Annotated in this window: 15 protein-coding genes; 3 read left to right on the plus strand and 12 right to left on the minus strand. The window is 62.4% G+C overall.

Annotated elements, in window-relative coordinates:
* Together AC1RNN_RS04700 and AC1RNN_RS04705 are read left to right on the plus strand one after the other, a co-directional pair.
* A partial coding sequence (locus tag AC1RNN_RS04700) for a dihydrodipicolinate reductase C-terminal domain-containing protein (RefSeq protein ID WP_493088218.1) occupies positions 1-411 on the plus strand: 411 nt, incomplete at its 5' end.
* 45 nt (positions 412-456) lie between these two features.
* Positions 457-945 (plus strand): MarR family winged helix-turn-helix transcriptional regulator, encoded by a 489-nt coding sequence (locus tag AC1RNN_RS04705; RefSeq protein WP_493088217.1) that lies wholly within the window; start codon positions 457-459, stop codon positions 943-945.
* Positions 946-1,033: 88 nt separating this feature from the next.
* On the opposite strand, the gene AC1RNN_RS04710 is transcribed toward AC1RNN_RS04705, so the two are convergent.
* Positions 1,034-1,762, minus strand: coding sequence for a siderophore-interacting protein (locus AC1RNN_RS04710; RefSeq protein WP_493088215.1), 729 nt, complete (start codon positions 1,760-1,762; stop codon positions 1,034-1,036).
* A gap of 62 nt (positions 1,763-1,824) precedes the next feature.
* Here AC1RNN_RS04710 and AC1RNN_RS04715 point away from each other — a divergent pair, with 62 nt between their 5' ends.
* Entirely contained in the window at positions 1,825-2,265 is a 441-nt protein-coding gene (locus tag AC1RNN_RS04715) for a MarR family winged helix-turn-helix transcriptional regulator (RefSeq protein WP_493088213.1), read from the plus strand.
* Positions 2,266-2,294: 29 nt separating this feature from the next.
* Here AC1RNN_RS04715 and AC1RNN_RS04720 read toward each other — a convergent pair whose 3' ends face one another.
* From AC1RNN_RS04720 to AC1RNN_RS04770, 11 genes are all read right to left on the minus strand, one after another.
* Positions 2,295-2,834: a hypothetical protein gene (locus AC1RNN_RS04720; protein WP_493088212.1), complete on the minus strand. Its 540-nt coding sequence runs from the start codon at positions 2,832-2,834 to the stop codon at positions 2,295-2,297.
* A complete protein-coding gene (locus tag AC1RNN_RS04725) occupies positions 2,831-3,217 on the minus strand; it encodes a hypothetical protein (RefSeq protein ID WP_493088210.1) in 387 nt (128 codons plus the stop codon). Before AC1RNN_RS04725 ends, AC1RNN_RS04720 begins: the two co-directional genes overlap by 4 nt.
* A 39-nt stretch (positions 3,218-3,256) precedes the next feature.
* Positions 3,257-3,529, minus strand: a complete 273-nt coding sequence (locus tag AC1RNN_RS04730) for a hypothetical protein (protein ID WP_493088208.1) — start codon at positions 3,527-3,529, stop codon at positions 3,257-3,259.
* Between the two features lie 242 nt (positions 3,530-3,771).
* On the minus strand, positions 3,772-4,698 hold the full coding sequence (locus tag AC1RNN_RS04735) for a DMT family transporter (RefSeq protein WP_493088206.1): 927 nt from the start codon (positions 4,696-4,698) through the stop codon (positions 3,772-3,774).
* A gap of 30 nt (positions 4,699-4,728) precedes the next feature.
* Positions 4,729-5,637 (minus strand): 1-acylglycerol-3-phosphate O-acyltransferase, YihG family, encoded by a 909-nt coding sequence (yihG, locus tag AC1RNN_RS04740; protein WP_493088204.1) that lies wholly within the window; start codon positions 5,635-5,637, stop codon positions 4,729-4,731.
* A 6-nt stretch (positions 5,638-5,643) separates the two neighbouring features.
* On the minus strand, positions 5,644-7,689 hold the full coding sequence (locus AC1RNN_RS04745) for a diguanylate cyclase domain-containing protein (RefSeq protein ID WP_493088203.1): 2,046 nt from the start codon (positions 7,687-7,689) through the stop codon (positions 5,644-5,646).
* Between the two features lie 18 nt (positions 7,690-7,707).
* Positions 7,708-8,484 carry an ABC transporter ATP-binding protein gene (locus AC1RNN_RS04750; RefSeq protein WP_493088202.1) on the minus strand — a complete coding sequence of 259 codons (777 nt, stop codon included), beginning with the start codon at positions 8,482-8,484 and terminating at the stop codon, positions 7,708-7,710.
* Between the two features lie 36 nt (positions 8,485-8,520).
* The gene (locus tag AC1RNN_RS04755) at positions 8,521-9,651 is read right to left on the minus strand and encodes a succinylglutamate desuccinylase/aspartoacylase family protein (RefSeq protein WP_493088200.1); all 1,131 of its coding nucleotides are present in this window, start codon (positions 9,649-9,651) and stop codon (positions 8,521-8,523) included.
* A 6-nt stretch (positions 9,652-9,657) separates the two neighbouring features.
* Positions 9,658-10,371 (minus strand): ABC transporter permease, encoded by a 714-nt coding sequence (locus tag AC1RNN_RS04760; RefSeq protein ID WP_493088198.1) that lies wholly within the window; start codon positions 10,369-10,371, stop codon positions 9,658-9,660.
* Positions 10,368-11,054, minus strand: coding sequence for an ABC transporter permease (locus AC1RNN_RS04765; RefSeq protein WP_493088196.1), 687 nt, complete (start codon positions 11,052-11,054; stop codon positions 10,368-10,370). Before AC1RNN_RS04765 ends, AC1RNN_RS04760 begins: the two co-directional genes overlap by 4 nt.
* A 69-nt stretch (positions 11,055-11,123) precedes the next feature.
* A complete protein-coding gene (locus tag AC1RNN_RS04770; RefSeq protein ID WP_294765403.1) occupies positions 11,124-11,969 on the minus strand; it encodes a transporter substrate-binding domain-containing protein in 846 nt (281 codons plus the stop codon).
* Positions 11,970-12,170 lie beyond the last annotated feature (201 nt).

A 12,170-nucleotide genomic window follows, 5' to 3' on the forward strand; every position in this document is an offset into this window, starting at 1 on the left:
TTGTTCTGTATTTCATTGGCAACACTCCTTCCGCTCATGCAGAATTTAAGGTGTTGCAGCGACCGGTTGAATCCGCCGCCGTTTGCGGACGTTGAGATCCTGGAACAGCATTTCCGGGACAAGCCCGAAGTCTCGGGCACCGCCAGAAAGATTGCCGAAAGCCTGGACGTGGGCGGCGAAAAGATCACCTCCATGCGGCTGGGCGGGATCGTGGGGCACCATGAAGTGATCTTCGGCTTCCCGTACCAGACGGTGCGGCTCATCCACGACTCCATCCGCCGCGAGGCCTTCGGAACAGGAGCCGCGTTTGCTCTGCAGGAGTTGCGCGCCTGTCCCCCGGGCTTCTATACGTTTGAGGATCTGCTGATGAAACGTGTGCGCGCGCAGCTGCTGGCGGAGCCCGTGGACTAGCGCTGCCGCCGTATGATTTGGGCATTCCTCCCGCCAAGCTTCTTCATGAAATCCACCACGCAGCCCTCCAGCCCGACCGATAGCGCCACTGTCGCACTGCGGCAGTTCCGGGTGGTGTTCAACGCGGTTCGCACGCACTTCCGCCAGGTGGAGACAGAGACCGGACTGGGCGGTGCCCAAGTCTGGGCGCTGAGCCTGATACAGAAACAACCGGGCATGGGTGTTGGGGATATTGCGGCGGGCATGGACATTCACCAGTCCACAGCCAGCAACCTGGTCAAGGTGCTGCTCAGGAAAGAGCTGATCGTCATGACCAAGTCTGAAGGCGACAAGCGGGTGGTGGAGCTGCGAGTCACTCCGGAGGGCAAGAAAGCACTAAAGAAGATTCCCGGCCCGTTTGAGGGCGTGTTGCCCGATGCCTTGCGCCAACTGGACGAAGCCACACTCGCCAGTCTGAACCGGGATTTGGAAAAACTGGTCAAGTTGCTGGCCGCCGACGAGGACGCCAGCGGAATTCCACTGGCGAATTTGTAGCGTATTGCTCCTGACTGGAGGCACTACTACTGTCTTACCGTGCTGATGGATGGTCGGCATGGTGGTGAGAGGCCGCCGGGCCTAGGGCTCAGTCGTGGTGGTCGGCGACGCCGGCTTTCCAGTAGGCGGCCACCTTCACGGTTTCACGCGGCAGCTGCTTTTCGTCAAACAGCACATCGCGCAGGCGGGCCATGACGCTGGCCTCGCCAGCGCACCATGCATAGCCTTCATCGTCAGGGAGCTGCAGTGCCCGCACGGCGTCTACCAGCGCGTCCCCGCTGTCCACCCACTGCACGGTGTGCTGGGCTTGGCTGTGAAAGGGTCGTTGGTCTTCAGCGCTATTGGCGTGGGCAATGACGATGGCTCGCACGCCGGCGGGCAACTCTTCCAGGCGGCGATGGATGGCGGGCAGGGCAGACGCGTCGCCCACCAGCAAGTGCCAAGCGTAGTCGTCAGGTATGACCATGGAGCCGCGCGGACCGCCAATGATGGCCGCATCCCCCACGCGGGCTTGGCGCGCCCAGTCGCTCATCACGCCGGCTTCGTGCAGCGCAAATTCGAGCGTCAGTGCGCGGCGGGTGGTGTCAAAGTGACGCGGTGTGTAGTCGCGGCGCTGCATTTCGCCAGCAGCATCGGGAATCATGAACTTGACGTGATCGTCAAAAGACAGCGAATTGAACTGCGCCAGTAGCGGGCCGGTGAAGGTGATGGAGATAAAGCCCGGGCTGGGCTGGGTGATCTGGCTGACGGTGACGTCGCGGATCAGGAGTTCGTGGCGGACGCGCTGGACGCGGCGTTCAGTGGAAGTAGTAGTCATGGTCTTTAAAGTATTTGATAATGTCACTCATTATGAGCAAACCATTTGATAATGTCAAACACTTGCCTCGCACCGAGGAGGACGATGTGCTGGAGGCCATCCATTCGTTGATGCACATGGTGCGCTCGCGCCAGATGCGCAGCCTGAATGCGGGGCCGCTGGAGCTGGCGCCCATGGAGGGCAAGGTGCTCGGCTTTTTCTCGCGCCACCCTGGCGCGACGCAGAGCGATCTGGCTACCCACAGTGGCCGTGACCGTGGGCAACTGGGCCGGCTGATTGCCGGCATGAAGGAAAAAGAGCTGCTGCGCCTGGAGCCTGATACCGAGGACCGCCGCGTCATGCGCATCCATCTAACCGATGCTGCGCAGGCCTTGCACCGGGAGTTTCAGCGCCAGCGCAAGGCGCTGTCGGTGCAGGCGGTGGCAGGCATGGATGCGGCTGACAAACAGCAGTTGCTGGCCTTGCTGCAGCGCGTGCGCGCGAACTTGCAGCCGCCGGATTGAGTCCTTAGCAGCCCAGGCTTTGTGACCAATTAGAGCCCTGTGGGGGCCGATTCCTGGTTGGGCTCTGTTGGTGGTGATTCGTGCGGAGGTGTTGGTGTGGGCGCGCTTGCAACTGCCTCTGGCTGCGGGGCCAGCACGGTCGCCAGCCAGGTACGTACCGCTGCGGAAGCCAGCACACTGGAGAGCACTGTGGGGGCCCAGCGGCTCAGCAATTGGGGTTGGAAAACCCAGCGCCAGGGACGACTCCAGGCCAGCGCGACGCCGACCACCACGGCGCCCACCGCCAGTGCGATGGGGTTGCGCTGCGCGAGGGGCCGCAGCACGTTTTGCACCAGCCCCGTGGACAGCACGCCGCTGGTATGCAGAGGCTGGCGTTTCCACCACTCACCCACCAGGTCGATCAGCACACCGGCGCCTGGCAGGGCGGCCTTGAGGATGGCAAGCAGGTCGGAGTCAGGCCCTGCAGCGTTGTGCAAAGGCTGGGGTTTTGCATGGCGGGCAAGAGCCACGCGCAAACGCTCGCGCGAGAGTGCGAGTCGTTCGGCAGGTGTTGGCTGGGGAGTGCTCATGTGCCCATCCCCCGCAGCAAGGCGATGTCGGCTTGCACCTGGCGGCGCAGCTCGGCGAAGGCCGGGTCATGCTCACTGCGGGTTTGGGACCGCTGGTAGCACACCAGCGCCAGCACGGCGGGGACCGCAGGCACCAACACCAGCACCCAGGCCGCCTGGTTGGCGGCCATGGGCACGACAGTGGCCCAGAGCATGACTGCCACGCCTGCCAATACGAGGGCTACTGCCAGAAGGCACAAGGCCAGGACACCAAACAGGGTACGGCGCTTGAGGGCCGTGGCCTGCAGCCCCAATTCGGTACTGATCAGTTCGCCATAGGCGAGTGCATGGTCTGCCAACAATTGCGGTTGATTGGCGATCAGGTGAAAGAAGGGGTGCAGCATGGTGGCGAGGCATTGGTCTGTGGTCCGGCAAGTTTAGTGCTAACGCGAGCGGCTCATCCAGCTCACTACGGCCATCAATGCGGCGCCGGTGGCCGCGGCGATCAGCACGGACTTGAAGGGTTGGATTTGGATATAGCGCACGGTGGCATCGCCGACATCGGCGGTTTTCTCGCGCAGTTGCTGGGCAGTGCTCTGCGCAACTTGCAGGCCGCGCTGGGCCAGGGCGTTGGCCTCTTCGGCGGCGTGGTCCAGCATGGGGGTGACTTGGTTGAGGGCACGTGTGGCTTGGGAGGAGTTGGTTTTGTGTTCCATGGGGTTTCCTTGAAGTGGAGGGATGTAACGCAGCCCTTGTGAGGCCTGCATCCATTCTGCGCACGCGGGCTGGTGCGCGGAATCGGCCAAGTGGCTCTTGCCCTGTCAGCCCGCAGGCCGGTGCCATGTAGGAGGACGCCGACAGCGTCTACCTCGCCAGCCGCCATCAGCCAGATCACGGAAGCTTGCTAACAATGCTACTTATTTTGTAGCTGCTTGTGCAATATCGGCGAGGGCTAGAGCTACTTTTCTTGGCTAACGCGCCAGATACCCAAACTGACCAGCAATAGCGCAGCGAGGTATTTCCACTCCAGCAGCGACTCACCAAGGAACACGGCCGAGAGGCAAGCGCCAAACACCGGGACCAGGAAGCTGTACACCGCTACCAGGCTGACCCGGTTGTACTTGAGCAGCACGCCCCAGAGCGCAAAGGCCACCGCAGACAGGAAGGCCATGTAGGTCAGCAGCAGCACGGGCGCCACGCCCAGGTTGCCCAGGCGTGCACCAAAACCCAGGCCGATGGCGGCGAGCACCACGCCACCGATGGCGAGCTGGTAACCGGTCATGACGACCGAATCCATGGTCTGCGAAATACGCTTGCCGTACAGCGAGGCGGCAGAGAGCACCAGCGCAGCCAGCACGATGAAGCCTTCCCCCAGCAGGGTGAAGCCACCGTCACCCGCGCCGCCCAGCAGGCCACCGATATTGACCACCAGCACGCCGACAAAACCCAGCGCACAGCCCAGGATCTTGCGGCCTGTAAGCAGGTCGTTGTGGTACACGAAGTGCGCCAGCAACACACTGAAGAACACGCCCGACGCGTTGAGGATGGAGGCCTTCACGCCCGTGGTGTGGGCCAGGCCGATGTAGAAGAAGATGTATTGCAGCGTGGTCTGTACGACGCCCAGCAGGCCCAGTTGGCCCAGCTCGCGGGTCTGCAGCTTGAACAAGGGCTTGCCGCTGAGGCCCGCAAAGACGAGCAACAGCAGGCCCGCGCCGATGAAGCGGTAGCCCGCAAACAGCATTTGCGCGGCCAGATCGCCGCGGCTAATCTCAAGCAGGGCATAGCCCTGCTTGATGGCGGGGTAGGCGCTGCCCCAAAGCAGGCAACACAGGCTGGCGAGCCAGAAGACGGTACGGGGACGGGTGAAGAAGGAAGTCGCAGACATGGAACGGAACAACAGGGCCGGACGGCCCGATCAAGAGTGGGTGCTGTGGCTGGCGTGCAGGGCTGCGAGCTGGGCGTCTTTCTCGCGCCAGAGCTCAGCCACCCAGGCCGAGAAGGCGGCGCGGAAGACGGGGTCTTGCCCATAGTCACCGCCCAGCAGATGTTGGGGCAGGGAAATCGTACGCACTCGGACGACTACGCGCTTGACTTTGCCGCAAAGAAATTCCCAGAACGTGGGTATTCCATCGGGGTAGTAGATGGTCACGTCCAAGATGGACTGGAACTTGCTGCCCATGGCCTGCAGCGCCAACGCCAGGCCACCGGCCTTCGGTTTGAGCAGGTATTGGTAGGGCGACTGCTGCTTGGCGTGCTTGGCGGGTGTGAAGCGCGTGCCTTCGAGGAAGTTCATCACGCTGGTGGGAACGAGAGAAAATTTCTCGCAGGCACGGCGCGTGGTTTCCTGGTCCTTGCCGCGCATCTCGGGGTGTTTGCGCAGGTATTCCTCGCTGTGCCGGCGCATGAAGGGGAATTCCAACGCCCACCAGGCCAGCCCCATGATGGGCACCCAGATCAGCTCCTGCTTGAGGAAGAACTTGAGCAGCGGAATGCGACGGTTGAGCAAATGTTGCAGCGCAAAGATGTCGACCCAGGACTGGTGGTTGCTGTTGACCATGTACCAGTTGCCATGGTCCAGACCCTCAAGGCCCTCCACATCCCACTCGGTGCGTTGGGTGAGACGCATCCAGCCGCTATTGCAGGCGATCCAGCGCTCCGCCAGCGGCAGGATGATGGTGTCAAGTTGCTTGCGCACCGTCCGCAACGGCAACACGAGCTTGACCAGGGCCAGTACCCAGAGAATGGGCACCCAGAACAAGATGTTGAGCAGCAGCAGCGCAGACGCAATGACACCCAGCAGCAGCGGGGGGAGGAAATTCAGCATGGGCTTTTACGGTTCGTAGAAACACAGCGTGTTCCTGCCACGGGCCTTGGCCTCGTACATGGCGGTGTCCGCTTGTTTCAGGAGGGCATTGGGAGCAATGCCTTCGCCTTTGAACAGTGTAATGCCGATGCTCGGCGTCGTGGTGTGCTGCAGCGTATGGAGCTGATATGGATCATTAAGGCTGGCAAGAATCTTGTGGCCCACGGTGGTGGCGTGCATGCGCGCGTCTTCTTCGTCATGGCTCAGGTCCTGGATGAGCACGACAAACTCATCGCCCCCGAGCCGGGCCACGGTGTCCACGGCGCGCACGCTTTGCTGCAGGCGGCGTGCCACCTCCTGCAAAAGCAGGTCCCCCACATCATGGCCGTGGGTGTCGTTGAGTTGTTTGAACTGGTCCAGATCCAGGAACATGAGCGCGCCGTGCTCGCCCTTGCGTTGGCTCGACCCCATGGCCTGCTGTAGCCGATCGGTCAGCAGGCGGCGGTTGGGCAAGCCGGTGAGCGTGTCGTGGAAGGCGAGGTGGCGTATGGCCTCCTCGGCGGTTTTTCGCTCGGTGATGTCGCGTGCAATCGCCACGAACCGGTCTTCTTCCCCGGGAACCGTGGGTTTGCGGACGACCGACAGCTCAAACCACAGCTTGCCGGCTGGCAGTTCCATCCCGTACTGCTGGCCATGGGAGCGTCCGGTGGCCGCCGCCTCCTGCAGCGCGGCCATGCAGGTGTCCGCTGCTTCCTTGGGCAGGATCTCGGTAATCAGCCGGCCCAGCAGCATGTCGGCAGGCCGGTCAAGCAGGCCAATGTCCTGGTTGTGGATGGCCCGGTAATGGCCATGCTCGCTGAACTCGAACACCAGGTCGGGCAAGGCCTTGAGGGTGGCTTCCAGCTCGGCTTGGGTGGCGTGCAGCAATTCTTCAGCCTGTTTGCGCCCCGATATGTCCATCAGCGTGCCCACCATGCGCTGGGGAGATCCTTCCTTGCTGAACTGCACCACCTTGCCCCGGCTGCTCAGCCAGATCCAGCGGCCATCGGTGTGGCGTGCGCGGTATTCGGTCTGGTAGGCCGGCGTGGCTCCGGTCAGGTGCCCGCGCATGGCCTGCATGGCGGTGGCCAAGTCGTCGGGGTGCACCAGATGGCCCCAGGCGCGCGCCAATGTGCTCTCGCTGCCGTCGCGCCCCAGCATCAGGCAGGCGCGCTCGTCCAGGAAGTAGCCGCGCTCATTGGTGAGGTCGTGGCTCCAGCGGCCCAGGTCGGCACCCATGATGGCGAGTTCGAGCTGCTCGGTGGTGTCGCGCAGCATGGCTTCGGCGAGCTTGCGTTCCTGGATGTTGCGCGCAATGCCCAGCACGCCAATGGTGTGGCCTTCGGCGTTGCGCATGGGGGCCTTGGTGACTTCAAACAGGTCACCGTGCGGGTTGATTAGCGTGGGCGTGTTGTCCTCGAAGGTGACGGCCTTGCCGGCCTGGATGGCCCAGCGGTCCGAGGCGGTGAAGATCTGCACCACACTGTCGTCGAGCCAATTGGCGTCACGCGTGCCGATGATGTCGGCCGGAGGCACACCCAGCGTGGCGGCAAAGGCATCGTTGCAGGTGAGGTAAACGCCGTCGATGTCTTTGAGCCAGACCTGGAAAGGGATGGTCAGCAGCAGGTTGCGCAACAGGGCTTCGTTCTTGCGCAGTGCTGCGCGGGAGGCCCGCTCGCGCGTGATGTCTTCCTGCGTGCCTTCGTAGAACAGTACCTCGCCAGCCGCATCGCGCACCGCATGCGCATGCTCGCGCACCCACATCGGTTCACCGGTTTTGAGGCGCACCATCTCCGAGACAAAGTCAGTCACCTGGCCTTGAACGCTGAGCTGTTCTGCAAACTGGGCGCGCCGTTGGGGTTTCAGATAAGGGTCGCGGTGGGCCAGGGGATCGGCCAGCATCTCTTCCTGCGTGGTGTAGCCGTGCATTTGCAGAAAGGCTGCATTGACTTGCAGCAGGCGTCCATCCACGCTGGAGCGGTAGGCTCCTATGGGCAGCAGCGCAAACAGGCTGGACGTGTCTGGCTCGAACATGGCTGCATGCCCGAGGACTTACTTCAGGCTGCCCGACAGGAACTGGGCCAAGCGCTCGCTCTTGGGTTTGGCCAGCACTTCGGCCGGGTGGCCTTGTTCTTCCACCAGACCCTTGTGCAGGAACACCAGGTGGTTGGCCACCTCGCGGGCAAAGCCCATTTCGTGGGTCACCACGACCATGGTGCGACCTTCCTGGGCCAGGTTTTTCATGACCTTGAGCACTTCGGTGACCAGTTCGGGGTCCAGCGCACTGGTGGGCTCGTCGAAAAGCATCACTTCCGGCTCCACGGCCAGCGCGCGCGCAATGGCCACACGTTGCTGCTGGCCACCACTCATGTGCGCGGGGTAGCGGTCCTCCACGCCAGAGAGGCCCACCTTGGTGAGGTATTTGCGCGCAGTGTCTACGGCCTGGTCCTTGGGGATGCCCAGTACATGGACGGGCACCTCAATGATGTTCTGCAACACCGTCATGTGGGCCCAGAGGTTGAAGTGCTGGAACACCATGGCGAGCTTGGTGCGCAGGCGCTGCAGTTGTTTAGGGTCTTTGGCTTGCAGTTCGCCCTTGGCATCGGGGTGCAGCAGTAGCTCTTCGCCCGCCACCTGGATGCGGCCCTGGTGGGGCTTTTCCAGCATATTGATGCAGCGCAGGAAGGTGCTCTTGCCAGAGCCGGAGCTGCCGATGATGCTGATCACATCACCGGCATGGGCGGTGAGGGAGACACCCTTGAGCACTTCGTTGTCGCCAAAGCGCTTGTGGATGTTTTCAACCTGGAGTTTGAGGGGCTTGGTAGTCATGGTGCAAACAGTGGATGCGCGGGAGACTGGTGCCGTTCAGGCGCCCAGCAGTTCTCCGGTTCTGAAAGGGGTGGCGCCGGCAATCTTGCCGATTTCGGCGCCGGACAGGGCATAACGGTCGCGGACGCGGGCGTAGAACACGCCGTCCACGCCGGCCAGCACGCGGTGTACGCGGCCGGCGATTGGATCGATCACCTCGGCCACCAGTTCGCCCTTGTGCAGGGTCTGGCCTACATCGGCGCAGTACACCACGACACCGGGAACCGGCGTGTGCAGGGTCTCGGAGCCTGCCAGAGGCGTAGCCGGGCACAGGGGGGCAGGTATGACCGGGGCTTGGGCGCTGGCAAGTGCCTGGCAGTGCTGCAAAAAGGCCCAGACGGCTTGTGCGTCCTGCTGTGCCCAGGCGTGGGTGACATCGGCTTCGCCGCGCAGTTCTACCGTGGTGCTGCAGCAGCCTTGGGGCAGCGGGGCATTCACGCCTTCTGCAGGCAAGGCCTCGGCCAGTTGCCACCAGGCCCCCGAGAGGCATTCGTCAAAGGGACCGCTGCCGGAGTTTTTGGCCAGCAGCACGGCACGCGCCTGCAGCAGGTGCGCCAGTGGTGCCAACTGGGGCCAGCAAGGCTCTTCCGTATAGAAATGCATGACGCCTTCGCAGTCGCAGTGCAGGTCGATCACGTAGTCCGCATCGTGCGCCAGCGTGAGCAATGTGCGGCGCAGACTCTGCAGTTCGGTCTCCGGTTGCCATTGGCGCAGGTAATTGGCCATGGCATGGCGCACCGTGGCCACATTGGCGGCGCCGTCTGCCCCCATCTGGTTTTTCACCACGGGCAGCACGGCTTTGGCCAAGTCAGGGTAGTGGCGGTTGAAGTTTTCGCTGCTGGCGAGTTCGAAGCGCCCCATGGGCTTGTGATCCACGCGCTGGGCCAGTCCGATGGGGTTGGCCACGGGCACCAGGATGATTTCGCCAAGGATCTGGCCAGCGGCATCGGCCGCATCCAACAGGGCGCGCAGGTGGTGGGCCACCAGCATGCCCGGCAGCTCTTCGGCATGCAGGCTGGCCTGGATGTAGACCTTGGGGCCCTGGCCGGGCGTGCCGTAGTGAAAGCTGCTGAGGCTGCGTGCGCTGCCCAGGCTGTTGGAAAGCAGGGGGTGGTCTGTGCGTTGCATGGCGTGTCAGTGCTTGCGCGGCGCGAGGTAGGCCAGGAACTGCTTCTCGGCCAGACGGAAGATACCGATCAGGCAGAAAGAAGCCACGAGATAGATGGCCGCGGCGGCGATGTAGGCCTCGAAGGGCAGGTAGTAGGTGGAGTAGACGCGGCTGGCGGCAGCCGTTACATCCAGCATGCTGGGCACGGCACTGGCCAGGCTGGTGCTTTGCAGCATCATGACCACTTCGTTGCTGTAGGCCGGCAGGGTACGGCGCAGCGCGCTGGGTAGCACGATGTGGCGCATCACCTGGAAGCGGCTCATGCCAAAGGCCTGTGCGGATTCAATTTCTCCAGCCGCCGTCTCGCGGATGGCGCCAGCCAGCATCTCGGCGGTGTAGCCCGCCGTGTTGAGGCTGAAGGCCAGCAGCGCGCAGAAGAAAGGCTCCTTGAAATAGGTCCAGGGCCAGACCTCATCCCAGCGCGCCTGGATCCATTCCAGTTGACCCAGTCCGTAGTAGATCAGGTAGACCTGAATCAGGAGCGGTGTGCCGCGGATGACATAGGTATAGGCCCCCACGATCCAGCGCGCTGTTTTCCAGGGGCCTGTCAGCAGCAGCGCGAATATCAGCGCCAGCACTGCACCAATGGCCAGTGAAGAGAACAACAGGCCAAGCGTGGTGAGGATGCCGGTGGCATAGAGCTCCAGGTTCTGGGGCTCAAAGATCACATGCCATTTCATAGCTCACCCCGCTTGGTGCCCAGGCTGTAGCGCGCATTGAGCTTGCGCAGCGCATACAGCGAGATGGTGGTGTAGACCAGAAAAAGGGCGGCAGTGAACAGGAAGAAAGCAAATGGCGCGCGGGTCGCTGCGCTGGCCTGCTTGCCGATATAGGTCATTTCCTTGAGGCCGATCAGACTCACCAGTGCGGTGGACTTGATCAGCACCAGCCAGTTGTTGGTGAAGCCGGGCAGGGCATAGCGCACCATCTGCGGCAGGGTGATGCGCACAAAGGCACGCAGCGGGTGCATGCCGTAGGCCACGGCGGCCTCCATCTGGCCCTTGGGGATGGAGAGGATGGCGCCGCGGAAAGTCTCCGTCATGTAGGCACCGTAGATGAAGCCCAGCGTCAGTACGCCGGCCAAGAATGGATTGATGTCAATGGTGGCCTTGCTGCCAGCGAGTTCGAGCAGATGGTTCAGGCCAATGGTGCCGCCGTAGAAAACCAGCAGCATGACAACCAGGTCGGGGACACCGCGAATGACGGTGGTGTAGGTGGCGGCAACCGCACCCAGCACGGGACGGCCCGAGAGTTTGGCGCTGGCGCCCAGCAGGCCCAGCAGGATGGAGAACAGCAGTGCACACAGGGAAACCCCGACGGTGAGCACCGAGCCTTGCAAGATGGCAACGTAATAAGCGTTCATGGAGGGCTTGAAAGGCAACTAACAACAACGGGGCGCATGGAGGCGCCCCGTTGTGCACGTTTACATGGCTTATTCGCCGTAGACGTCGATGTTGAACTTGGCGAAGTACTTGTCGTTCAAGGTCTTGTAGGTGCCGTTGCCACGGATGGCCTTGATGGCATCGTTCAGCTCGGCCTTGAGCTTGTCTTCACCCTTGCGCAGGGCGATGCCGGCGCCGTAGCCGTAGTACTTGGGTTCCTTCAGGTCGGGGCCAACCAATTGGTAGTTAGCGCCTTCAGGCTTGGACAGGAAACCACCGGTGACTTCCATGAAGTCAGCCACGGTGCCGTCCAGACGGCCGGACTTGATGTCCAGGTAGACCTGGTCCTGGGCTTCGTAGGAGTTCACCACGACGCCTGCGGGCTTGAGTTCGCCCAGGGCGTACTTCTCTTGGGTGGAACCCTTCAGCACGCCGATCTTCTTGCCCTTGATGGAAGCGGGGTCGGTGTACTTGACGGTCTTCTTCAGCACGATGCGGCTGGGGGTGTTGTAGTACTTGTCGGTGAAGTCCACTTCCTTCAGGCGCTCATCGGTGATGGACATGGAGGAAATGATCACGTCGTACTTCTTGGCGTTCAGGCCGGGGATCATGCTGTCCCAGACTTGTTCCACGAATTCGCACTTGCGCTTGATTTGCTCGCACAGGGCGGAGGCAATGTCCACGTCAAAGCCGGTGGGCTTGCCATCGGCCGACTTGAAGGTAAAGGGTTCGTAGGTGGGGTCAATGGCGACCTTCAGGACAGCCGCTTCGGGTGCGGGTGCTGCAGCGGCGGGTGCCGATGCGGGCGCAGCGGGAGCTGCAGGGGCGGCTTCTTCTTTTTTGCCACATGCGGCCAGAACCGAGGTCACTGCCAGTGCCAGCAGGAGTTTCTTCATGGATAGATCCTTTGAAATACCGGAGACGTGCTCCGGCGGTTGGGAAATGTAAGAAAAATCATTCTACGGGGTAAGCAGAGCAAATTTGATGCCGCCCCATCTCTGTGCATTGGGGTTTTTACGGTGGATTTGTGGGCATTTCGCGCTTTCCGCTGGCGAACGGCGCGCAAAGTTCCGATTGCGCTTTTGCCTTTCATGCCG

The sequence above is a fragment of the Rhodoferax sp. GW822-FHT02D07 genome (assembly GCF_058802405.1).

Excerpts from the sequence above, each read along its gene's own strand:
- AC1RNN_RS04705 (WP_493088217.1), top strand. The coding sequence starts at position 457 with ATGAAATCCACCACGCAGCCCTCCAGCCCGACCGATAGCGCCACTGTC.
- AC1RNN_RS04770 (WP_294765403.1), bottom strand. The coding sequence starts at position 11,969 with ATGAAGAAACTCCTGCTGGCACTGGCAGTGACCTCGGTTCTGGCCGCA.
- AC1RNN_RS04750 (WP_493088202.1), bottom strand. The coding sequence starts at position 8,484 with ATGACTACCAAGCCCCTCAAACTCCAGGTTGAAAACATCCACAAGCGC.
- AC1RNN_RS04730 (WP_493088208.1), bottom strand. The coding sequence starts at position 3,529 with ATGGAACACAAAACCAACTCCTCCCAAGCCACACGTGCCCTCAACCAA.
- AC1RNN_RS04755 (WP_493088200.1), bottom strand. The coding sequence starts at position 9,651 with ATGCAACGCACAGACCACCCCCTGCTTTCCAACAGCCTGGGCAGCGCA.
- yihG (WP_493088204.1), bottom strand. The coding sequence starts at position 5,637 with ATGCTGAATTTCCTCCCCCCGCTGCTGCTGGGTGTCATTGCGTCTGCG.
- AC1RNN_RS04760 (WP_493088198.1), bottom strand. The coding sequence starts at position 10,371 with ATGAAATGGCATGTGATCTTTGAGCCCCAGAACCTGGAGCTCTATGCC.
- AC1RNN_RS04735 (WP_493088206.1), bottom strand. The coding sequence starts at position 4,698 with ATGTCTGCGACTTCCTTCTTCACCCGTCCCCGTACCGTCTTCTGGCTC.
- AC1RNN_RS04720 (WP_493088212.1), bottom strand. The coding sequence starts at position 2,834 with ATGAGCACTCCCCAGCCAACACCTGCCGAACGACTCGCACTCTCGCGC.
- AC1RNN_RS04745 (WP_493088203.1), bottom strand. The coding sequence starts at position 7,689 with ATGTTCGAGCCAGACACGTCCAGCCTGTTTGCGCTGCTGCCCATAGGA.
- AC1RNN_RS04765 (WP_493088196.1), bottom strand. The coding sequence starts at position 11,054 with ATGAACGCTTATTACGTTGCCATCTTGCAAGGCTCGGTGCTCACCGTC.
- AC1RNN_RS04725 (WP_493088210.1), bottom strand. The coding sequence starts at position 3,217 with ATGCTGCACCCCTTCTTTCACCTGATCGCCAATCAACCGCAATTGTTG.
- AC1RNN_RS04710 (WP_493088215.1), bottom strand. The coding sequence starts at position 1,762 with ATGACTACTACTTCCACTGAACGCCGCGTCCAGCGCGTCCGCCACGAA.